The organism is Exiguobacterium sp. Leaf196 (assembly GCF_001423965.1).
Classification (GTDB): domain Bacteria; phylum Bacillota; class Bacilli; order Exiguobacteriales; family Exiguobacteriaceae; genus Exiguobacterium_A.
Window position 1 is genome coordinate 692,479 of sequence record NZ_LMPV01000001.1, and the last position, 23,431, is coordinate 715,909.

Here is a 23,431-nt window from a genome sequence, read left to right on the forward strand (position 1 = left end):
GGGTGGTTTTTTTGTGATTCATGAAACCAATCCGTCTAGTCGAAACGTAGAAAAAGGAGAAGAGAGGTGCTACATATGTTAACGTGGCTCGGTGTGAAGGCTGATAAAAAAGCAGAGCGACAATTTTTCGCAGGTGTCGAAAAGAAAACAATCTTCCTGATCTTACTCCTAGCGCTTGCGATCTTGAAGGGTGTGAAGTGGGGAATGACAGTACTCATCCCAACGGCATTTTTCAGTGATCCGATCGTTTCCGTGTTACCAGGCGTGCTTGGCGTCCTAACAGCAGTCGTTTTCGTACTTTTGGTAGAACGCTTCCTGCAGGATAAGTCGAGTGAAAAGTAAGAGATACACGGAAGATCACCTGAAGTTAGTCGATTCAGACTGAAGACAAAGTGCAATTTTTCTCTAATTGAGAAGGATTGCGCTTTTTCGTTCGTCTCGAATCATTTATCAGGGTCAAGCTTCGCACCGCTGCTCCTGCTTATTTTTCTCTAGAAGGCGATTTTGAGCGAAAAAAATGCTTATGTGATACTTTTTCTCAATTCATCCAAATCAAACGAGAAATTGTTGATTTCGTTCCATAAATTGTTAGGTAGAACGTAATTGTCTGCTCGTTAAAAATAGGATAAACCTTTTTTAAGTTGAATTGGTAAAAAATAAATGTGATTATATAAATATAGTAAAATTGAAATGTTTTACTTCTATAAAAGTAAAATAAATTATGGAGAATTGAGAGGTGATACAGAAAGATGAAAAATCAAATTTTAGAAAGTGTTTTCGCAGCAATGTTTTTTCTTATTTTTCTAATGTTTTTTGAAGGAATGCCGAAGTCGACTGATACATGGGTCGAATATGGAATAAAGTCTGTGGCAATTGCTGTCATTTTCCTAATAACGGAAGGTGTTTTTTCTAAAAAATCTCTCAAAAAAAACACATCAAATCAATAAAGTATTCAATTGTTTTAATGCTGAGTACACGATAGAAACAAAGCCCACATGTGCGTTATAATGTGGGCTTTCTTCAATGCAAAGTGATCGAGTGAAATATATTACGATACGACGAATCCATTATTTTCACGATGTTTATCTATGCTCTGATCATGATTATTTTTCTTTTAATTCTAACGATCTCCCTAAAATCAATAAATGTCATGAGTGACGAACTGAACTTGGTACAAAAGACATCAGATATTCAAAGGCGTTTTTGCTCATTTCTCGATGTCCTTGATGTAAAATAAGAAAGACAACGACGGAACAGGTAAGGGGCGAACGGACATGACGAAACGATCCATCCAAGATGCTGCTTTTTTAGGCAAACGAAAACAAGTAATGCGGTGTATCGAACGTGGTGACGATCTGAACGAACTGGATGAAGAAGGGTTTGCGGCACTTCATTGGGCGATTCAGGAAGGATACTTGCGGATCGTCGAATTGTTGCTCGATCATGGAGCGGATGTGAATCTTCCAAATCAAGACGGGATGTCACCGCTGCATATTGCTCTGTATGATCAAAAGACGGACATTGCGTTGCTGTTGATTAAGCGCGGAGCCCATCTTGATTTAAATGAGTACGGCTTCTCAGCGCTTCACTTAGTAGCGGGGCGATCCGGCAATAAAAAAGTCTTACAGAAACTAGCGCAGAATGTGGAGTTGTTACATCAACGGACCGATGATGGAGCTGGGGTGACGCCGCTACATTACGCAGCGCAAGAAGGCAAGGCGAAAAAAGTCAAACTGTTACTTGAAGCGGGAGCAGAGGTTGATGTTATCGGATTAGACGGTTTCACACCGTTGTATCTGGCAGTTGGGAATAATCATCCGAAAGCGGTCAAAGTGCTCCTAAAGGCGGGAGCCGATATCGAGGCGGAAAACGTCGCAGATGGTGATACGGCAGTGCTTGCTTTAGCGAGTGCTTACGGTTATGAACGGATTGTCCGTTTACTTCTCTCTTATGGAGCCGATCCGCTACATCGAAATGAAGACGGGCGGACAGCACGTGGTGCAGCACTTGATAATGACTACCATCAGATTGCGGAGATTTTAAGACAAAAAGAGATTGATGCATTGTCTGAGGAAGAAAATAAGTGAGCGATTGACGACAACAGGAAGCATCTGCGGATGCTTCCTGTTTTTATTTTTAAAAGGACTTTCAAATCGCTTTGTCAAAATAGAGATAGGAGAACACTTATTCGTCATCGAAAGGAAGGATACATCATGAACGCAAAAGATTGGATGGTATGGAATTTAAATGAAGTGAGAAGAAGAAGCATCAAAGTCTGGTGCTCGATTCCTGAAGATAAGCTGAACTGGAAACCGGATGAGAACGCCATGACGTGTTTCGAGATGATTCGTCATGTGTTAGATAGCGAGTATTATTATTACTTAGCCTTACAAAATGGAGGCAGTCTATCGTCGTATGAGTCTCCATTTGAAGGGCGTGACTTCATATCAGTGCAAGAGGAGCTAGACTTTGCGGAGGTCTATCGGGAGGAATTCATGACATATGTCGGGCGACTACCGGAATCAGATTTAGCGACGGTCCAGATTGATCGTTCCGAATCAGGTTATGTCCGTTCGCTTGGTGATATGCTGTTACGAATTGCTTATCATGAAGCAGTGCATACAGGACAGCTACTCGATTATTTGAGAACAGCAGACATTGAGCGTGTGCGGGTTTGGGACTAAGGTAGGTGAATGAGAAAATAATGGTAGTACTATGAGCTACCGATGCTAGGGGGATGAAATTCTTGAATATACGTTTAACCACGTCCAAAGACATGAAAGTAATAGCAAAAATTTACGTTGATACGTAAAGGACGACATACGCCGGTTTAGTACCCGATGTATATTTGAAACAACTCTCGGTTCAACGAGCTGAACAAAAATGGAGTCAGTTTTTGAACGATTCCTCACAAGATACGTTCCTATATGTGGTATTGAACGAACAGGGAATCACAGTGGGATTCGCAGCAGCTCAGATTCATGCTGATGATGGAGTACGGATAGGAGAGTTATCTGCCCTCTCTCTATTACCTGAAGCGCACGGTTTAGGGATCGGCAAAAAATTGATGGCGACTATCGCTGCTCATTTCCTGAAAGCAGATGTCTTCTCGATGCTGGTTTGGGTAATGAAAAAGAACGAGTCAGGACGAGCATTTTACAAACGACTCGGAGGTAAATACATAGATCATCGTCAGAGTCGTTTTGGGAATGTCACGGTTAAAGATGAAGCATATGAATGGCTGGATATTACCACGCTTGTCCGTCATCAGAATTAAAAACAAGGAGGAAGTACGATGCATCTGTACCTCCTCCTTGTATGAATCACAGACTCCATTTCATTAGTAATCCAGCTTGTGTCAAACCGCCACCAAATCCATATAATAGAAGCAAGTCACCCGTTTTGATTTTCCCTTCGGTAACACCTATATCTAAAGATAAGGGAATGGATGCAGCGGAGGTATTTCCGAAATGGATGAGACTGTAAAGCGCTTTATCAAAAGGAACATTACTTTTTTCGCAAATCGATTGAATCATGCGCAGGTTTGCACTGTGCGGAATGAACCAATCGATTTGATCCAAAGTCATCGATGCCTGATCCACTACTTGTTTCATTCCACGAGGAACCGTGCTGACTGCCCACTTGTAAACTTCGCGTCCATTTTGGATGAGTTTATTAGTAGGAATGATAGGATCTTCGAACAAGTGATTTGACAAGTTCGAGCAATAGAGATTGGCTCCCTTTTGCCCTTCCGAGTTCAAGTAAAATGAAACAAAATCAGACTGGACTTCATCGCGTTCCACAAGAACCGCTCCACTACCATCTCCAAATAAAATGCATGTGTTTCGATCGGCATAGTCAGTGATGTTAGAGAGTGTTTCTGCTCCGATGACGAGAATTTTTTTATGAAGACCAGATGAAATTAACCCGTTCGCCAGGTGTAATCCGTATGTAAATCCTGCACATGCGGCGTTCAAATCAATTACACCTGCATGATTGATACCGAGTTTTGCTTGTACCAATGATGCAGTACTTGGTGTCTTAAAATCGGGTGTCATCGTACAGATGATGATCATATCAACATCTTGAAATTCTGTATTGTAACGCTGTTTTAAATTCATGGCTGCTTGATAGGCAAGATCACTTGTCGATTCAGTCTGACCCGCGATTCTTCGTTCTTTGATGCCTGTGCGTTGCACTATCCATTCATCATTTGTTTCTACTAGTTTCTCTAAATCATGGTTCGTCATGATTTGATTTGGAACGTAAGAGCCGATTGCTGTTACTCGAGCATGATATGCAGTCATAAATGGTTCCTCCCTGTAAAAAAAGTTATACTTGGTTTTAGTACTAGGTACTAATTTAAGCGAATTTTCGTTTAAACACAAGGAATATAACTTATCGTACACACCATCAATTCAATTAGATGAAAAAATAGAGCGGTCTTTAGCGGATGCTCGAAAGGAGTAAGGAAGGATGATTGGAATCAGCATCGCCACCACATGGGAGTTCGACGCGACGATTGCATATTTTCATGTATCGCCTGAAGAAAGAATCGTCTATCCGTATGGTGAATACTTTACGCGCGAGATGAATGGGGAAACGCTCTTGTTTTATAGCACAGGCGTTCGAAAAGTAAATGGCATCGGTGCGAACCAATATATGATCCTCCGCTTTTCCTTGACGAAGGTCATCATTGCCGGAACATGTGCCGGCATCGATCCGAGGTACGACATACTCGATATCATCGTGCCAGATCGCGCTGTTCAATATGATTGTACGGTCAAAGAGATTGAACCACTCATTAAACCATCGTTCGTCGTCAATCTCGACGTCTCAAAATATGGCAACGACTTTCATCTCGGAACGATCGGAACGGCTGATCGCGCTGTCGTCATGTGGAGAGACTATATCGAACTGCGAGATAACGGTCTGACGATTGCCGATACGGAGGCGGGGGCTGTCGCGTACATCTGTCAGAAAAATGCTGTCGAATGTATCATCATCAAAGGCATCTCCGATTTTCCGACGGAAGAGAAGAACGAGGATGCTGTCGAAGCAAACGTCGAACAGATGCGAATCTATATCGAGAACACACCGAAAGTCATGCGACGGATTTTTGACGACTACTTGCATCAATTTCTAATGTAATTTGTACCCGATGCACTTCTTTTACATATTTTCCAAGTTTCTTACGGCAATATAGTTCATTGGCATTGTATTTTTTGAAATATGTTCTATCATAGTGAATGGAAACGTTTTCTCGAAATGGTGAGTACATACCGAACTGTACAAGAAATGCGCTGCAATCGTCAGGATTCGTAGGTGTAGAAGTAGATGGAGGGACATAGAAGCATGCAAGAATGGAAAGCATCTGGTCAGTCTGGGCAGAAACGGATTGATATTGAAAGCCGGTTTCGCCCGGAAATCGAAGGGCTACGCACGGTAGCTGCCTTACTCGTCGCAATTTATCACATTTGGTTCAATCGTGTCTCAGGTGGTGTCGATGTCTTCTTCGTCATCTCGGGTTTTTTAATCACGACATCAATCATCTCGACGATCAACCGGACAGGAGAGTTCAAGTTCCTGCCATATGTGACAAAGTTACTGAAACGACTGTTGCCATCGGTTTTATTCATCTTAGGAGTCGTCTTGGTATTAAGTACGTTTTTATTACCAGCATCGATTCTCGGTAAAACGATTCGTGAAGTCGTCGCCTCGATGTTCTTTTATCAAAACTGGCAACTCGCCGTCTCAAGTACTGATTATTTGGACGCGACGCAAATGAAGTCACCCGTCGAACATTTTTGGGCACTATCGATCCAATGGCAATTTTATATGATTTGGTTCGTCTTGTTTTCGTTCATCTTATGGATGATGAACAAATATCAGATTCGGTCAATTAAAGCCGTCCTCAATGGTCTGCTTGGATTCTTGTTCGTCACGTCACTTGCGTACTCGATCTATCTGACTGAAGTCAATCAGCCATGGGCGTATTTCATTACGCCGACACGGGTTTGGGAATTTGCTTTAGGTAGCTTGTTATGCGTGAACTTATCGGCAATCCGTATCCCGAAATGGGTGGCAACGATTATCGGCTGGATTGGTCTGATCGGTTTGCTGACGACCGGCGTCCTGTTCAATGTCTCGCAAATGTTCCCTGGTTACATCGCACTCTGGCCGATGACATGCGCCTTGATGATCGTGTTATCAGGGACGCAAGAGACACGGTTCGGATTAAAACGGTTCCTCGGATCTAAACCAATGGTCAAACTTGGGGGGATTGCCTTCGGGATTTATCTCTGGCACTGGGTACTGCTTGAGTTCTATCGCTACAACGTCCAACAAACACCTGGTGTTCTTGTTGGCACACTGATCATCGTCGCATCGATCGGCTTATCGTATCTGATGACGGAATGGATTGAAAAACCAATCCGGACTTCGACCGTCAATCGGACAGCGTTCAAGAAATTAGGTGCGCTGTTGACGGTCAACGTCTTGTTAATCGGATCATTACTCGGATTCGCTTATATGGAAGAACAAGAGCTGAAACAAGCCGTCAGTAAGAATAAATATCCGGGTGCCTTAGCAATTGAACAGGCACTGTCTGTACCGAAGCAAGACCCATTCCCGTCATATGCGAACGTCTTCAATGACTTACCCCTCGTCCATACGGATGGTAGCAACCAAGGGCTGCAAAAGACGGAAGCAAAAGTCGGCGAATACGGGAAGACGAAGGATTATAAAGCAACGATCGCACTCGTCGGTAGCTCGCACTCGGAGCAATGGTTCGGTGCCTTACATGAAGCAATCAAAGGGACGGACATCCGTTTACTCAACCTGACGCGGTCAGGAACACGTTTTTCAACCGGCTATGAACCGGACTCGCTAAAAGGAATCTGGAATCAGAACGTCTTGAACTACTTGAAAGATGCCGATGTTGATTTGATCATCTCGCACGTGACGGCAGCGGATGCTTCAAAAGACAGCATCCATCAACAAATGGTCGACCAGATGCAGTTCGTCAAGGACGAGTATGGTATTGATGGATTGGCGCTTCGAGACAATCCACGATACGATTTTAACGTACTCGAGGCACTGGAGACGACAAGCATCGCTGATACGACGAAACAGATGAACGCACAACCGAATCAAACGGATGAAGGGTATTGGAAACAATTCGAAAAAACGAACCAGTCGCTCCATAAGCTGGATTTGACGCGTTACTTCCACGTCAAAGGCGAGTACCGTCCCGTTATCGGCAATGTCGTCATCTATCGCGATAACAGCCATATGACGAATACGTATGCGGAAAGTTTTGCTCCGATGTTCAAGAAAAAGCTCAACGAGGTCCTCGCAGAAAAATTAGCAACGGACGAATAAAATATGTAAAACGGCTTGCATCCAGAAAAGGGTGCAAGCCGTTTTTTCGTATCATCGCTCAAACAGAGTAACTGCCGTCTGGTTGTTCAAGTAATTCAAGGGTTTGAGTGCGCATCGTTTGATCCGTTTTGAAGTACGCATCGACGACACGAGAAGCGGCAAACCCATCCTCCATCGGACCGTACGTCGCACGGAACGCATCAAGTTGCGCTTGATACATTTTCGTCAGATGCGGAATATCCGATAAGGCGTGAAGCAAGGCCTCTTCCGTTTCTAAGATCGGTCCCGGAAGATCGTTGTAGTAGTCCAGGTAGAACCCGCGCAGCGTATCTCGATAAAGATCGAGGTCATACGCATAGAACATCATTGGTCGATTCATGTTCGCGAAGTCGAAGAAAACAGAAGAATAGTCTGTGATCAGTAGATCGGTGATCAAGTACAGTTCTTGAATATCCGGATAGGCCGTCACGTCGAGGAATTGTTCCCGGTGCTGCGCTGGAATCTTCGGCTTTTTCGTGACGAGCACGTGCGTCCGAATCAAGAAGACATACTCATCGCCTAACGCTTCCGCGACCCGGTCAAAATCAAACGGATAGTCGAAGTAGAACTTCCCTTTACCGAGCGACTGATGGTCACGGAAAGTCGGTGCATACAAGATGACTTTCTTGTCTTCTGGCAGTTGAAGCTGCGTCCGGATCCGTTCGATTGTCGCCGCATTATTCGCCGTAAAGAAGAGATCGTTTCGCGGATAACCAGATTCGACGACCGGTCCCCCGTACTGGAACGCACTTCTAAAGATGTTCGTCGCATAGGGACTCGGAGACAAGAGGACGCTCCATTGCTTGATCGCGTTCGTTACACGCTCGACATAGCCTTCGTCCCGTCCATGGATCTCGTCTAAGTCAAACAACATCTTCTTCAAAGGTGTGCCGTGCCATGTCTGAATGTAGGTCGTCTCTTTTCGCCGCGTCATGTAATACGGGAAGTTCTGATTGTTGACCCAGAACTTCGCCGTCGCCATGTAATAGAAGTAGGCAGGAGATAAGCGTTTGACGACTTTTGCGTTCGGATCTCCGAGATAAAGCTTCTTGTTATAGATCCAGACGACTTTGTAGCCGAGTGCTTGTTTCTTCAGTTCCTCATAAATGTAACGCGGACTGTCCGCGTAATGTTTACCGAGCCCACTCTCGAAGACGACGAGTGTCGGGTCGACCGGCAAGACGCGTTGCATGAGCCGGTATCCAGCCTTCATCGTCGGGAAGTAGAACCGGCTTCGGCGATAGACCTTAAAGAGGATGTTCGCTGCCTCGTTCGTCTGAATCTTTTCAAAGAGGCTCGTCTGTTTCGTATAGTTCATGATCGTTTGATAGACCTGATCAGAGTAAGTCGTATCCGTTTTCGTCAAGAAGACGTCAGCGCGTCGTTTGTATTCGTCCGCCATCTCAAAATTACGGCGTGCCGTCGCGTCAAGATCGTCGAACAGGTCATCAATCGTTTTTGAGATTCGACCCGGTAATTCGTTCTCGAGATCGAGATACGAACCGAGTGGACCGATGAAGCGTTTCGGGTCGAATTGGAGATAGTGAACCGGTCGTTTCAAGAAACTGAAGTCAAAGGCAACACTCGAGTAGTCAGTGACGAGCAAGAGGCTCTCTTTTAACAACCCTTGGACGTCACGTTCGCCTTGGTGGATGACCGTGATCGGTAAGTTCTCGAAATGACTCGAGTATTGCTGCATGTTTGGATGCAGGCAAAGGACGATCTCGAGATGATGTTGTTTCGCATACGCATGCAAACGATCACTCGATAGGAATGTTTGGTACTGCTGATAGTATTCTGATTCGAAGAACTGGAGAGGCGTCTGTAGCCACGACCGCCACGTCGGAATGACGAGCATCTGACGTTTGACCGGGACGTCATTTTTCAAGAGTGCATCAAAGCGAGACAAGCCAGTAATTTTGACCTCGCGCTCAGCGTATCCCATATCTTGTGTGACGAGTCGCTTTTCCCGCTCCGAGCTGACAAGGAACAAATCCGTGTCGAAGGCAGCAGCAAATTTCCCGTATTGATTGTTCATGTTCTTCGTTCCGAGAACTCCGTGTTGGATGAAGACACGATCTGCTCGCATCTTGCGTTTGAACGGCTCCGAGCGAAGCGGATACAAGTATTCCGCGTGGTGTGTCCCGATGACCTTCTTTGCCATCAAAGAGTGATAGATGTGTTCCTTCGATTTGATCGGCAAGACGTTTCCGAGCGGAGCGACTTGCGCATATTCGTTCGACGCCGGATCAATAACGTAATAGACCGGTCGCTCAGGATAAGTCTCGCGCATGTATTTGAAGAAGTGGTAACCATTGTCCTGCGCTTTATATGGACGTTCTCCGACGAGCCACGTGTTCTTCTCGGCAAACAGCCGGTAGAGCGGGGCGAACGTCATCAGATGATTCAGATAGGCGTAATTTTCATTCGTGAACTCGGTCATCTCAAACGATAGATTCCGGTGACCGACCGTGTAGTACGGAATGATATGCATCGTCGACGTCACATCTTTCCCTAACGCTTCCGGTGTCAGCTGACGCGTAATATAACGGGCACGACCGAGACGGTATAATTTCGGTTCCGATCGGTGATAGAAATCGAGCGCGATGAAAGCATCATAAACCCCTTCTTGCAATTGGGCTGCTTGATGGAGTTGTGACCAGTGGATCGTCGCCGTGTAATGATAGCGATACAATCCGAATTTTTTCGCACTTACCTCGTTTTGGTACAACCAATCGATTGGGACAGGGACTTGATCGCCACTCTCTCGGTGCACGAGGAGCAACCGTCCCGTCTTAATGAACGCATGACGCGTAAAGGCTTTCCCGCTGATGACCGTCGTCGCTTTCGTCTCATTGCGGACCGCATCGATTTGGATCTTCGGCTTCATCTGCGGTTCTTTATTCAGCAATAGACGCAGGTTGCCTTTTAGATCGGTATACAACTGGACGAATTCGTTAAACGTCTCATCCATCAACGGCGCGAGAGGCGCAGGAATCTGTGTATCAAGAAAGCGCCCTAACAGAATTTCGCGGGTAAAGACGGTCGCGTCGAGCGTAGCATGGCTCGGTAACCCGTTGGATTCCCATTTTTGTAATTGTTCCGGTGTGAGATGCTCGACGTTTTTTGTGAACGTTAGCCAGAGTGAAAAACGACCAATCGGATAGAGCGTATCTTGATCGGCTTCGACGGACTCGATCTCAGCGAGACCATCCTCTTCGACCGTCGGAACGTCCGCCTCTTCTTGCATCTGAGAAACATGTTGACTCAATTGAGACACGATTGAATGCGACAGCTGAAAGGTGAAGCGATGATCGTCCAGTTGGTTCGGCACTTCAAGGACCGTCTCTTGCGATCGATCGCGGATACGTAAGGACGTGATCGTCAGCAACGGATCATTCAATTGACCGGATAGCGTATAGTCTGTCGGCGAAGATTGAATCTGTAACGATTCTTTTAATGCCGATCGTTTAAGTTTTTTTTGTTTTTTCGGAAGTACGGAATGTCCAAATTGGAGCACCCGAAGAGCAGATTTAAACAGCATGGAATCAAGGAACCTCCTACTAAAAGATGTTTTATGAAAGCGTTATCTTCCATTAGCATTTTATCATAATCAATAGCTAAAACATCCCAAAATTTGAAAAACAATGCGGACTTTGGTGGATACATAAAAAAACCTCCTCACAGGGGAGGAGGTCGACTAACTATTCGTCGAGCTGATTCAAAAGCATCAGCCAATTTTTCGTGAAAAGATCATCCGAAAAACGGTCCACCGAATGCAAGGCGGCTTCGCCCATTTGACGTCTTAGGGACGGTTGCTCCATCAAGCGAATCGCTGCTTCAGCAAAGGCTGACGAGTCTCCAGGTGGAATGATAAAACCAGTCGTTCCATGCTCAATGATTTCACGGGGACCGTAACAAACATCGTAGGCAATGACCGGAACACCGTGACCCATGCTCTCAAGGATCGCCATCCCGAACCCTTCGGATTGCGATGTAAAGATCGTTGCGACAGCACCATGATAAGCGTCCTGAATGTTCGTAACGAACCCTTTGAAACGGATGTGCTTCGTTAATGACAATTCCTTGATCAAAGCATGGAGATCCTTTTCGAGCTGATCGTTGTAACCGAAGCCATAGAAATCAAGGAAGGCATTGGGGTGGTGGTCGACGATCTTCCGCATGACACGGACACTCGCAGCGACATCCTTTTTAATTTGAATGCGCGAGACGACGATGAACCGATTCGGATCAGGTTCAGGAAGTGACGTGTAATCCGCTTCCGGCACCGGACCAACACCGTGTGGGATCGCATGGAACGTTTCCGGATGATCGAACTGGTTGGTCATATGCGCTTGTTGACGAGGTGTTGCCGTGATGACTCGATCCCACTCGTCGATGCGCCCGAATAATGTATCCCAGACACCACTGACGGCTGCTGTCTCATTGAAGGGCGACACGAAGTGATTGCTATGCCCGAAGGCAATCTTTTTAATATTCGGATGCTTGATGTCTAGGATGACCGCATCCAAATTTTTTTTCGGTAGGTTGGCAAGACGATCCCGGTATTCGGATGAGATCAAGACCGCGTCATGCTGACCTAACAGCTTGTTCAAAACGAACGTATTAAAGATCGCTGGATCAGTGAACTGTTTTTCCTGACCGGCTTCGAAATAAAACAGATGGCTCCAATCCGCCGAGTTGATTTTATGCCAAATCGTCAAATAACACGTTCCATCACTGTGGAAGAAGGAGCGAGAGACCGGCTTGTTCGACGTAAACGAATACTGGATCGTCTGCACTAACTGACCGTTAGCGAGATATTCTTCACGGCGTAAGCGATGTCGATTCTCTGAAAAGTAATCGATGAAAGAGAGCTGATCGTTAGCGTCAAACCGAGCATACTGGACATATGTACCATTGTCGAACAACCGATACGAATCTTTTTCGGCGCGACTCGCATCGAGGAACAACGTATATCGTTTTTCCCAGCGCGGAATCAATTCATCTTTCGAAGAAACGACGGACCGTTTGTCTACCTGTCGACGTGCTAAATAATTGATGACGTTGACGACCTGGATGCGAGGATCAAGCAACCGTGCTTCGACCATCTCTTGACGAATTGTTTCGAGATTCGGTTGAATCCCGAACGTCACGAGCGTCACGTTTCGCTCCGGATCAGCCGTGATGATCGCATTCGCGCGTTTAATGACTGCTTTTGATAAACCGCCACGCTGGGTTGCTAACGTATTCAATGTAAAAAACAAATCTCGTGTCATAGGGCATCTCCTTTATGTAACGCTTACAATTTTAAGTGGTAACATGTCGCGATGGATCGGTTTAGTGAATCTAGCACATACTATAGCATACTTTGTTGGAATAATAAGGAACCTAGGGATGAGATCTCTCTATCCCTAGGTGTATTGTTACGCTTCGTTGATTGGTTGAACGAATGATTGATTGGCTGTGATGTAGGTATCCTGAGCCGTTTTCAAGCGCGGTGTTCCTTTCGATGACAGGACGACCTTCTTAATTTGAAGCACCGTATCGGGTGTGTTTTTCGTAGGTAGTTCATTTTTAAAGTCACGATCGGCGTACTGTTTACATGTTTTCAGAATTCGGACCGTTTCCGGTGGCACTGTCAGATAGGTCTCGTCATCAATCGCAGGTGGGAGATGGACATATTTTTTATTTGCCGTGACGTAAGCACCATCAGCCGTGACGAGTCGTGGTGTACCAGCAAGCGTCAGTTGTAGATCGGTGATCGCCAGGAGTTGCCCGACTTCAAGAGCCGTCTGCTTGCGTTCGAATTCGAGGTCATCATACAAGAAGGCTTTCTCGAGTACGACGACTTGCGTCGGTGCTTCGACATGATACTTCGTCGCGTCGATTTTCTGTAACGGTGATTTTTGTTCCGCGGGACGAAATTCGACTTTGAGTTGCTGATAATGCAAATGCATTCCGTCGACGCTGCTCGGTAATGTCATCCGCACGACGAACGGATGATAATCGTCACGGATCAGCATCAATTGGAATGGATGCGAATGCCGTTCGAGTGCCTCTGTCGGAATGAAAAGTTCGGTCCCGTCGATATGGAATGGAACGTCGATTTCCATTGTTTCGTCGTTCGGCGCAATCAAGAGGACACGAGTGATCGTAGTCGTCTCGTCTTTCAGCACGTGCACGATTTCATAGAAGACGTCATCGACGAGTCGTGTTCCGGCGTACGTAGCGAAGAAGGGTACAACGATTGGTCCGAGGTGGCTCAACGAAGCAGGCATTTGGTAATAGAGACGGTTCTCCGATGTATAACGCCGTGCTTTGTGCTTTTGAACGAGCAGCGTGATGAAGGTGACGAAGCTGTCATAATCTTCTTGCTGAAGCAAGGCATACTGTTTTTGGAAGATGTCATCGAAAATGAAATCCGCTGGATCTGCATTATGGCGTTCAAAGATGGCAATCATTTTACGGAATAGGTCAAAAAAGGTCTGCTGTTGTGGGTGTTCAAGGAAACGTTTGTTGTTGAACAGTCGGGATAAGAAGTCCATCTCAATCAACCGACTCAAAGCATGCGTTTTAGCGACTGCCGGAATATCAAGTGCGAGCGTTTTCTCAAGCACTTGTAAATTAAAGGTCGTCTTCTCGAAAATACTTGTTTGTCCGACTAGCGAATCATTCATCGCGAATCGATTGACGTGATAGACCGGTGCCGGATTCATCGAAGCGGTCTGACATTTTGAGATAGCTTCAAAGAAGAATAGTTTATCTTCACCGAACTTCATCGGGCTGAACCGGATGCCATGTTCGAGCAAGACGGAGCGCTTCAGGATTTTTCCCGGAGGTCCGACCGCGCGGAATACTTTGTCGATTTCATACGGGACAAGTTGATTAGCAGTCGTAAATGATGCGAAGCGACCAACCTTTTGAATCGACGTGTCCGTATGTTTGATCGTTTGACCAAATGCGATATCGGCATCGTTCGCAACGGCTTGCGCGACGAGTTGAGTGAATCCAACCGAATCAAGACGATCATCAGCATCTAAGAACGTGACGTATGTGCCTGTCGCCTCTTCGATTCCGACATTTCGTGGTTGCGCAGGACTGCCCGTATTTTCAGGAAGTTCGATGACGCGAATGAAATCCATCGTTTTTGCAGCCGTGTGGAGAATCGATAAAGACTCGTCCGTCGAACCGTCATCAACGAAAATGGCTTCAATTGTTAAATGATCAAGTGTAAGTGCCTGAATCGACTCGATACATGTCGAGAGATACGTCGCCTTATTGTATACAGGAATGATAATTGACACGATTTTTTCCAACAGGAATTCCCACCTTAAACAAAATATTAAAAAAATACCATCTGAACTGTACCATAAAACGGTTGGCTACATGAAAGAGAAAAGTAAGAAAACGCAAAAATAGTCGATGACTCCATTAAAGAATAGAGTCAACGACCATTTAGACAATTAACAAATCAGCCTTATAGGATTAGAATTACTTGATTCCAATGTTCTCAAGGTATTTTTTTTCAGAGGCATCGATTTTACGACTGATTTGTTTCGTGTAGGACTTCCGCGCGTAAGTTGATCCGTCTTTCTGATAAATGGCTCTTTCGCCTCCAGATGATTGGTCGTAATAGATTTCCATAAGACCTTGATCCTCATAAACGATGATGCCCGTTTCACCGGTGTTTCGCTTTAGTTGTCGGTTGTCCTGTTGCTGCTTCAAGTACTGGTTTTCCGATTTAAAGACTTGATTGATGGCTGCATCATATTTCTGTTTTGCTTTCTCACTCGTCGTATTTCCGTCTTGATCGTAATCACTACATCCCGCTAGAGTGACTATCGAAAATAGCAGTAAAGATAAAAGTTTGTTTTTCAAATGCGAATACCTCCGAAGTACACGTTTTGTATTACCGATAGTGTACATCAAGGCAACACTTCATATGTAACGCACTTGAGAAAAAGGGAAGTGGTCCATTATAGTTCGATGGCATCGATGACACCTTCAGGATACTCCCAGACATTGCCTTCGATGAGCCATTGATGATGGCAGTTCGGACAAGCGACTTCCGAAGAGAAGTCATATTGGATTTCGACACCTAAGCGCCGTTCTTCATACGCTACACTATGTAAATCTTCAATGAGAATTTCATCCTTGAATTTCTCGCGACAACGCGGACATTTGAATTTCGAATAATGACTGATGACCGTATCCATTCGATTCAACTCCTAAATAAAGAATAAGTACCGTATAAAGTATAATGATAACGCTTACATAAAGGTATTTAAATTTTGAATTGTCATCAAAATGGAATATATCATATGAATAAATAAAAATTCCCATAAATGGTTATGGCTTTTATAATGAAGAAGAGAAATTGAGTTTTCAAGAAAACAACAAATGACAAGAAATTATAAATTTCATCGACTTATTACTTAAAGGGATCGTGTGACAATATGCAACTCATTAAACAAATCGACGGTCATAATCATTTTTGGTTGTTCGAGAAGGATGGACGGACCCTTTACACGTTTCACGGCATTATGGGGGAGCGGTTAGAAGAACCAATGAGCGAGCAGAAGTTCTCGCGATTTTTCAATCTGGATGCTTACATTCGGGAGCTCGTAGCTGAGAAAGAAAAAGACGGTTACTCCGTCGTTCAAGAAGCAGATTACTATGAGATTGTCGTCGAAATCTTTTGTCAGGATACAGAATATGACGTCATCTTTAAGCATCGTTCGAATATCGAAGACGACCTTCATACATTTCTTTTTCAAATCGGCAACGGTTATTTTGTTGAGGATGATTATGGTCCGGAAGCCATCGAATTCGTCCTTCATGTCCTCGACCCATCTCAGATCGTCCAACCCGTCATTGAATATTTTAAGAAACAGTATGGAGTGACACGGCTTCGGATGGGGCAGGCAAAAGTTCATTATGGCAGACGCTTGACTGGGCTCTATCCTGAAGGGAAAAACTTTAACCGAAAAAATTGAGCAATGACGACACAGATAGGAGGAACAGTATGAACGAGCTGACGATCGATGAATACTTTTTTCAGTCGAAGAGTATCCAACGTATGCTTCAGACATCCGAAATCAATGTGCTTGGTCACTTGCAAACTATCTACGAAATCATGTGTTGTGACCGTACAATAGGTAGCTTTACGAGTGAATTGACGGAGGAGGTATTGTATGACACGCTAGTTCGCTACAATCATTTTCCTTTATATATCACGACAAATTTTGATGAGATTAGAGAAGATGAGATGCACCTCTTAGAACGTTTAAAATCGCGACCATTCGTATGCCACGAACATCCGCGGTACGAAGGCGATCATCGGCGCACCAGTTTTTACTGTTGTATCGAAGTGTTGAATGCGAACGATCTGCGTTTCGTCTTAGAAGAGTCCTTTTTTCGAGCTGCCTATAGTGAAACGTTCCTCATCACGTTCGCTCGCCCCACGTTTGAGTTGAAAACCTCTGGAAAATGGATCTTTAAAGAAGCGAAATACACGCATGTGATTGATGCACGCGATAGATTACCGTTCATCCTTCCGTCACATGATGCGCTCGGTTTCATGTGGTTTTCGAATGGAGATGCCTTTCAAAACGTCGATCAGCTACAAGCGATTTTACCAACGGATTATCAGATTGATCATGTACTAAATACCTTCGAATAATTCAATTGAAGACAAAAGGAGTCATACAGAATGACATATCAGAATGGATTACCTGGTGTTACAGAAGAGAGACTACAAGAGGTAGAAGCAGAGCTCGGCTTCGAGCTTCCGAAAGAATTACGAAACATATACAAGCGCGAAAACAAATTTAGCGTCGGTGACTGGGAGTTTCATCCAATCAAGGACGAGCAGCATATCAAACGGACATGGGATGACCTTGTTCGTGTCAATTTGACAGAGGCAGATGAGTATCCAGAAGGGTTCTTGCGGATTGCGGCGGACGGAACGGGTGACGAACTCGGGTATCAATTTCCGGACACAAAGACGATCGTCTGGTGGGATCATGAGGAACAAGAGCTGTTTCCGATAGCAACGACACTTAAAATGTTCATAATAAAGGAACAGAGTGCAGAACAAGCAGAACTTTTCATAGAGACGGCTCTTGAGATGGGTGCTGTCTATGGTCTGTCGAAGTTTGAACAGTCGGGCTGGGCGTATTGTCCGTCGAATCAAGAGGAAACGGACGTGCTGTTATTCTTTTCGACGGAAGCAGGGGCGAAAGCGTTGCAGATGAAGGAATGGGCGGACTATCATCTAATTCGCTTGGATCTGGATCTGTTCATGGATGGCTGGTTACCGAACATGATTGACGATGGACTATATTGTGGGTTGAACTGGGGAACTGAGCTCGTCGGAATCGAACTTGATCCGGAAGATGTCCTAGCCGATTTAGAAGGTTAATAGGATTTGGGCGTTTTGAAACAAGTCGATAGAATGTCAGATGTGTGGCGTATCTATCGCTATGGATAAAAGAAGATTAACTTAATGGATTAAGGATGATGAAAAAATGATTGTCACACTTAGTAAGCAAGTGGATGGCATCACCTATTTCTGGTTTATGTATCGCGATGGTCGAACGATTCAGATGTATCACGGTGTCACCGAGCAATGGAAACTCGATCAGGATGTCAGTGATTCAATGGAAGAACGATATACATTTCGGCGTCAAGCAAAACGAAGACTGAATGAATTGATTGCAGAGAAACAGGCGGAGGGATACAGACAAGATGATATCTACGGGATGCAACCTGGACGAAAGGAACGCGAGAAGTTTCGACGACGGACATCGTGGTTCGCCTATCTACTTATAGGACTAGGTCTGTTTCAGTTCGTGACTCCGTTTACTATTTTGCCAATTGTCGTATTAGGTATCGGTATCATTCTGATGTTCTTAGCATTCCTCAGTAAAAATCAATTGCCGATGTGGATACGTATCATGTGTTTCGTCGATTATTTCTTGATGCATATCAGCTTTCGGCAAGAACAATATATTCCACATCTATTTCCGATTCTATCGATTGGAACAGGGATGTTGTTATGGTTCTATCTTTTCAAAAAACAACACATCAAATTAAAAGCATCGTCTGAATAAAAATGAAGGCTACATATAAATGGATCTAAGGAGTTATAAATCATGAAAAAACTAGGCACGTTTACAAGTCGGGAAGGAAATCTGATCGTCTCGGATCCGGCTTTCCTTGAGCCGGATATTGAGTACAACGTGACAATTCAAGTTGAACAAGGTTCGATTTGGACGGTCTTCTATGACGAAGATGAGTTTGAATCAATCAATTTGCTTTACTTAACGGTGAACGAAAAAACGAAGATGGCTCCATTCGATTTCGAGCCGTTATCCGATCTAGTCGTTGTTGATTCAGCGCAGCTCGTTGTCATGAACACAGCTGATTACGGGAGACGGGAAGCCATCGACTGGGAGATTCGAAATACCTTGGAGTTCGATGAAGAAATCGACCCGTTCTATATCGCAATTTCAGACGAAATGATGGAAGACGAGATCTTCCTGTTTCCGTTCGGTGTCGCCGTTCAGTTGATGGGGAACGGACACTATGAAGTCCTCGTCCGCCGAGAAGACGGGAACGTGACAGGCATCGCGATCGTCCTCGGAGAACATGAAGCTTTTGAAGAACACGATGACGAGGAAGAATTATCGCTGGAAGACGTCGACGTACCACGACTGAATCATCAGAACACTGCTTTGCCTGACGATGCCTTTCTTACGAGTATCCTTCAGGCGATGCGATTATTTTATGTGAACGATCAAAAATCCTTGAAGTACAGTATTCCGATTGAAGGTCAGAAGGTGGAGCACAAACTGTATTTGTATGATTATTCATCCTCCATTCAAAACTATCAAGTGGCAGTGGAAAGTCCCTGTCCAGAAGCTCGTATCCAAGCATTCGAGACCGATCATTTTGCGATTCCGGAGTTGTATAAAGATATTTTGAGAGTCTGTAACGGTGTGCGTTTTACCGAAGAGTTGAACTTATACGGTATTCCGTTGACGAGCTGGAACGGATTATCGCATGAGATCCAAGGCAATCTCTCCGTTAGTCTCGAGGAATACGCGTTAACCGAGTTCGATGCGATCCGTGATAAGTATTTCTTTTTTGGCTCATCGTTTAGACAGGACGAATACTACGCAGTATTGAAAGAGCGTCCAAACGAAGCCGTCTATCGCTTCGACTATAGAACGTTGAAACTCAAACGCCAGGCTACGACTTTGCAAGATATCGTCCGTGATGCATGGCGCGTGTGTAACCTGAAAGCACTACATAAAAGAATGTGAGGATGATTTCATGAAAACAATCTATTCCCGTGAAGACTTACTCGCACTCGACGATCCTTTTGAATATGAGGTGGGGTTACCGATCCGAATCAGAGAACTCCCGTCTTCCGTCATCGAAGAGAAGATTCCGGATAGCCGCGAACAATTGGATCGTCTTCTGAAAAATGGCTATACCTTGGTCATCCAGAAGCCCCGAATTCCGAACGCTCCCGTATTTGCGGGGTTACCCGTGATAGCGGAGAATACGATCATGAAATTGTATATCTACGAGGCGAATTGTTGTGAGGATGCGTTATGGGATGTTTTGTCTGAGAATGAATACGATCGGCACTGGGCTTATTTTTTATTGAAGAAGATCGAAGGTGTCAGATTCGAATTGGCTTATACGCAACCATCACAACAATCACTCAGACTCACTCATCTTGGTACGAATCAACTCGTGTATCTACAGTTTGAAACGTATCAAAGCGTATCGTGTCAGTGGGATTGAAAAAGAAGATTTTTCATGAAAACGTATATCGAAGAGCATAGCGATGCGACCCGCGTCTACCCTTGGCTTGCGGATGCGAGCTCATCGATTCGCTGTCTATGTGTGGTCGGTGAGATGCTCCTGTTTCCAGAAGAAATCGTCCAGTTCAAACAAATAAGTAATGAAATGTTCCGAAACGAGCTATCGCAAAAGCATGAGCTGAGCACGTATCGCTTTTATTTAGTAGTGTGTGCCGGAAATGGGTTCCAGTCAAAAAGAATCTTTGATTATTACAAACTGTGGCGTTTGCCCGAACGAGAAGAGATGCTTGATGGCTTCACATCCCGAATAGAAGTACCAGTCCAAGTTGGAGAAGAACCGTATTACGTTGGGATTGCTGAATTTGGTCTCGAACAGCTTTCGAGAGCCATTGAAATGATTAGTGATTCTCCAGCTATGTATACCATTATTTGTGCGAATCATGATCGACCGTCACACTGTCAGGAGTTACTTGATCAGGTGCTTGACTTCGGCTTAACAGAGAGTGGAGGTTTGCCAGTCGTCAAGATGGTCACGACATTGACCGCACAAGGTTATGCCGTCTGCACGTGGGGAAGTTCGAGTGAAGAACAGGAACTTCAGTGTTTTCATATGGCAGCCTTCTTATGACAAGGTAGAAAGAGGGAATTCGATGAGTCTGCGTGGCGTATCGTTTGAAATCCCGAATGAACCGGGACGCATCTTGCTCGACATATTAAGTACGATTGAGATGGAAACGTATGATTGGTTTCTTCGTAACTTTGATTTTCCGATCCAAACCATGGATGGGGAGTTGTATGACAGTTTAGAAGAGTTTTCAATCGATCAGAAAGCGACAGGACATGAACTAGCGAAATGGCTAAGGGGACCAAGCAATTACCTGATCTTTGCTGAATTGTTTGCATTTCAAAGTGGTCAGACTGAAGAAGTGGGAACGACTTATGCGTGGTTTCAGAAAAGCAATTGTCACATCGCGATTTTGGTGTATGACTGTACGTACGTCGATATCTATTGTAAGGAGCAGCACGTATCCGAAGCATTTTATGAGAACGCCGTGAGACGTGGATATACCGGAATAGAGTGGGTGACAGATGATAATGATCCTCGCACCCGTTTGTCGGTATGGTCAGAATAGGACGTTATTCGTACTAGCAGATGTAAACGTATTGTGATGGAAGGGAGCGAAACCACTCATGATCCAACTGACAAAACAAAGCGGCTCGGATACACTCTACCAAACAATCTATACGGAGGGACGCCTCATCATTCAACATCAAGGAATCGTTGGAGAGTGGGTGAGAGCGGAAGACATAGGACAGATGCGTGTCTCGCGCTTCAAACGATTAGGTGTACAGATTTTGCAGCTGATCGAGAAGTTTGAACGTCAAGGCTATCGCGAGCTGAACGAGGCAGATTACCGGGAACTAATCGTCCAGTTTCCTTATGACGAGGGTCAGGCAGAAGCAGCACTCGAGGGTCGCCATATGCTGGAAGAGATAATCGATGAAGGTCTGCTTCATACAGGAAACGGCTACTGTGAAGGGGGAGATATAGGAAGTGGCACGACGAATATCTTTTACTATGTCCTTGATGTCGAGGCAGCCGTTTCTCTGATCTTTGAAGGGATAAAGGAACATGATGTGCAAGGCGAACTGATCATCGCGATATCAGAAGGAGAAGCGTACACCGTTCTATACCCTGAAGGAGCGCCGTTCGATTTAATTGATGAAGGTAAACCATGGAGCTGGATTCCGATGACGCAAGCGGAGGATGAGAAGGTATGGCACGTCATTGATCAACAATTTCAATTCGCACCCAGTACGACAGTTTTCCCCTCATACCATGCCCCGAGTCCGTTCATTACATACAAAGTGGATTACGAGAAACGCGAAGAGATTGAGCAAACGTTAAAGCGTATTCTGACCGAGCTGACTGTTGAAGGGGAACGTGTCATGGCACTCGATTGGAATCATCAAGGATACTGGATCGACCCAAGACGTCCGTTTCTTCGAAATGAAGAAGGAGACTGGACGATTCCTGCCATTCCAGATGGCGATTACTCCTTTTTCATCGCTCGTGATTTTCGCTGGGGATACCTCGGTCACCCGTGGGAGGGTAGCATCACGTTGTTTGGAGAAGATCTAATTACTGCGTTCCAAAAAACAAAGAGTTTTACGAATGAAATCCGGAGAGGATAAAAGGAGGACCGGAAGTGAGAACACCATACGACGAGTATCACGGAACCGCATTATGGCAAATCATCTCGGAGACAATCAATGAATTAGTCGACAATGATGATCTCGAAGAACGTACGACGCATGAACATATCGTGGGCTATCTCTGTAGCAAACTAGAAGGTCGGATGAAAGATGAAAAATAAGAATAGGATGCTAGTCGAACGGGACGACTGGGTCGATGTGTTCCGGGAACTGCTGCCACGTGACGATTGGAAAGACCTCGTCCGTCTTCAAGTAAGTCAGCATTCGTATCCGTTTGAAGTGAAGTTACTAGAACGACCACTCAAGCAGAATCCAAATATTCATGATTTATCGGATTGGACGGTTCGTTCCCACTTCATCATGACCGATGCCGCGAAGCTTGACCGACTTCTCGAACATCTTGTCATCGAACAGCAAGAAATGGCAACTGAAGCAGAGGTGACGCTCATCATCCAAAAACAAGGACAAGGAATCGTCCGGGTTACGAACGATTGTGTCTCGATGTATGGAGTCGCATATGAAGAGCTCGATGACGTAGGGACAGAATATGAGAACTTTTTCAATGCGGTTTTACCACATGCCACGTTTCCAGTCGAGGTCGTCTTTTGTGGTCGAGATATTTTAGAAAATGATGATTCGATTCATGTGATGACGTTGCACGATTCCAATTGGCAAGCGGTGTTTGAAGAACATGTATTGCATTTGCTGAATCGAAAGGAAGTTACGTCAAGATTATTTTCGAAAGATGCACGTCCCACGCAGCAAACGCTTGAGAACTTCATGTCTGAATTCTCGTTATTGATGGCCTACAACTTCATCGTGACTCGCGATGCAACGGATCGATTTGGCATGCTCGATCACTTTTGTACGAATGGAAAAATCGCGCATTTTGGAAAGATAGACAATGGAAAGACGTCTTTCAATTAATGATGTAAACATCACACAGAAGG

Annotated in this window: 24 protein-coding genes; 18 read left to right on the plus strand and 6 right to left on the minus strand. The window is 44.9% G+C overall.

What is annotated here, in order from left to right; all coding sequences use genetic code 11:
* Positions 1-66: 66 nt before the first annotated feature.
* From ASG02_RS03600 to ASG02_RS03620, 5 genes are all read left to right on the plus strand, one after another.
* Positions 67-342 carry a hypothetical protein gene (locus ASG02_RS03600; RefSeq protein ID WP_156358977.1) on the plus strand — a complete coding sequence of 92 codons (276 nt, stop codon included), beginning with the start codon at positions 67-69 and terminating at the stop codon, positions 340-342.
* Positions 343-749: 407 nt separating this feature from the next.
* Entirely contained in the window at positions 750-947 is a 198-nt protein-coding gene (locus ASG02_RS03605; RefSeq protein WP_056060887.1) for a hypothetical protein, read from the plus strand.
* A 327-nt stretch (positions 948-1,274) separates the two neighbouring features.
* A complete protein-coding gene (locus ASG02_RS03610; RefSeq protein ID WP_056060890.1) occupies positions 1,275-2,087 on the plus strand; it encodes an ankyrin repeat domain-containing protein in 813 nt (270 codons plus the stop codon).
* Positions 2,088-2,213: 126 nt separating this feature from the next.
* Positions 2,214-2,684, plus strand: coding sequence for a DinB family protein (locus tag ASG02_RS03615; protein WP_056060894.1), 471 nt, complete (start codon positions 2,214-2,216; stop codon positions 2,682-2,684).
* A 164-nt stretch (positions 2,685-2,848) separates the two neighbouring features.
* Entirely contained in the window at positions 2,849-3,277 is a 429-nt protein-coding gene (locus ASG02_RS03620) for a GNAT family N-acetyltransferase (RefSeq protein ID WP_082478648.1), read from the plus strand.
* 46 nt (positions 3,278-3,323) lie between these two features.
* Here the strand turns inward: ASG02_RS03620 and ASG02_RS03625 are convergent, their stop codons facing one another.
* Positions 3,324-4,307 carry a ketoacyl-ACP synthase III gene (locus tag ASG02_RS03625; RefSeq protein ID WP_056060900.1) on the minus strand — a complete coding sequence of 328 codons (984 nt, stop codon included), beginning with the start codon at positions 4,305-4,307 and terminating at the stop codon, positions 3,324-3,326.
* Between the two features lie 169 nt (positions 4,308-4,476).
* Between ASG02_RS03625 and ASG02_RS03630 the strand changes: the two genes are divergently transcribed.
* Positions 4,477-5,151, plus strand: a complete 675-nt coding sequence (locus ASG02_RS03630; protein WP_056060902.1) for a permease — start codon at positions 4,477-4,479, stop codon at positions 5,149-5,151.
* Between the two features lie 204 nt (positions 5,152-5,355).
* Positions 5,356-7,383, plus strand: a complete 2,028-nt coding sequence (locus ASG02_RS03635) for an acyltransferase family protein (RefSeq protein ID WP_056060906.1) — start codon at positions 5,356-5,358, stop codon at positions 7,381-7,383.
* Positions 7,384-7,441: 58 nt separating this feature from the next.
* Here ASG02_RS03635 and ASG02_RS03640 read toward each other — a convergent pair whose 3' ends face one another.
* The 5 genes from ASG02_RS03640 to ASG02_RS03660 form a co-directional block, all read right to left on the minus strand.
* Positions 7,442-10,966: a CDP-glycerol glycerophosphotransferase family protein gene (locus ASG02_RS03640; RefSeq protein ID WP_056060907.1), complete on the minus strand. Its 3,525-nt coding sequence runs from the start codon at positions 10,964-10,966 to the stop codon at positions 7,442-7,444.
* Between the two features lie 160 nt (positions 10,967-11,126).
* The gene (locus ASG02_RS03645; protein WP_056060910.1) at positions 11,127-12,701 is read right to left on the minus strand and encodes a glycosyltransferase; all 1,575 of its coding nucleotides are present in this window, start codon (positions 12,699-12,701) and stop codon (positions 11,127-11,129) included.
* A gap of 147 nt (positions 12,702-12,848) precedes the next feature.
* Positions 12,849-14,741, minus strand: coding sequence for a glycosyltransferase family 2 protein (locus tag ASG02_RS03650; RefSeq protein WP_056060914.1), 1,893 nt, complete (start codon positions 14,739-14,741; stop codon positions 12,849-12,851).
* A 175-nt stretch (positions 14,742-14,916) separates the two neighbouring features.
* The gene (locus tag ASG02_RS03655) at positions 14,917-15,303 is read right to left on the minus strand and encodes a hypothetical protein (protein ID WP_056060917.1); all 387 of its coding nucleotides are present in this window, start codon (positions 15,301-15,303) and stop codon (positions 14,917-14,919) included.
* Positions 15,304-15,401: 98 nt separating this feature from the next.
* Positions 15,402-15,641, minus strand: coding sequence for a hypothetical protein (locus ASG02_RS03660; RefSeq protein WP_056060920.1), 240 nt, complete (start codon positions 15,639-15,641; stop codon positions 15,402-15,404).
* Between the two features lie 240 nt (positions 15,642-15,881).
* Between ASG02_RS03660 and ASG02_RS03665 the strand changes: the two genes are divergently transcribed.
* The 11 genes from ASG02_RS03665 to ASG02_RS03710 all read left to right on the plus strand — a co-directional run bounded on the left by ASG02_RS03665 (position 15,882) and on the right by ASG02_RS03710 (position 23,408).
* Positions 15,882-16,421: a hypothetical protein gene (locus ASG02_RS03665; protein ID WP_056060922.1), complete on the plus strand. Its 540-nt coding sequence runs from the start codon at positions 15,882-15,884 to the stop codon at positions 16,419-16,421.
* 29 nt (positions 16,422-16,450) lie between these two features.
* Complete coding sequence (locus ASG02_RS03670; protein WP_056060926.1) at positions 16,451-17,107, plus strand: hypothetical protein; 657 nt, start codon at positions 16,451-16,453, stop codon at positions 17,105-17,107.
* Between the two features lie 30 nt (positions 17,108-17,137).
* A complete protein-coding gene (locus tag ASG02_RS15465) occupies positions 17,138-17,848 on the plus strand; it encodes a DUF2750 domain-containing protein (protein ID WP_082478650.1) in 711 nt (236 codons plus the stop codon).
* 106 nt (positions 17,849-17,954) lie between these two features.
* Entirely contained in the window at positions 17,955-18,539 is a 585-nt protein-coding gene (locus ASG02_RS03680; protein ID WP_056060929.1) for a hypothetical protein, read from the plus strand.
* A gap of 42 nt (positions 18,540-18,581) precedes the next feature.
* Entirely contained in the window at positions 18,582-19,754 is a 1,173-nt protein-coding gene (locus ASG02_RS03685) for an SMI1/KNR4 family protein (RefSeq protein WP_056060932.1), read from the plus strand.
* 10 nt (positions 19,755-19,764) lie between these two features.
* A complete protein-coding gene (locus tag ASG02_RS03690; protein ID WP_056060934.1) occupies positions 19,765-20,244 on the plus strand; it encodes a hypothetical protein in 480 nt (159 codons plus the stop codon).
* Between the two features lie 15 nt (positions 20,245-20,259).
* Positions 20,260-20,892 carry a hypothetical protein gene (locus ASG02_RS03695; RefSeq protein ID WP_056060937.1) on the plus strand — a complete coding sequence of 211 codons (633 nt, stop codon included), beginning with the start codon at positions 20,260-20,262 and terminating at the stop codon, positions 20,890-20,892.
* A gap of 22 nt (positions 20,893-20,914) precedes the next feature.
* Positions 20,915-21,397: a DUF2691 family protein gene (locus ASG02_RS03700; protein ID WP_056060939.1), complete on the plus strand. Its 483-nt coding sequence runs from the start codon at positions 20,915-20,917 to the stop codon at positions 21,395-21,397.
* Positions 21,398-21,455: 58 nt separating this feature from the next.
* Positions 21,456-22,460: a DUF2716 domain-containing protein gene (locus ASG02_RS15760; protein ID WP_056060941.1), complete on the plus strand. Its 1,005-nt coding sequence runs from the start codon at positions 21,456-21,458 to the stop codon at positions 22,458-22,460.
* Positions 22,461-22,474: 14 nt separating this feature from the next.
* Positions 22,475-22,642 (plus strand): hypothetical protein, encoded by a 168-nt coding sequence (locus tag ASG02_RS15690; RefSeq protein WP_200934373.1) that lies wholly within the window; start codon positions 22,475-22,477, stop codon positions 22,640-22,642.
* Positions 22,632-23,408, plus strand: a complete 777-nt coding sequence (locus ASG02_RS03710; protein ID WP_235513997.1) for a hypothetical protein — start codon at positions 22,632-22,634, stop codon at positions 23,406-23,408. The genes ASG02_RS15690 and ASG02_RS03710 overlap by 11 nt, the downstream gene beginning before the upstream one ends.
* Positions 23,409-23,431 lie beyond the last annotated feature (23 nt).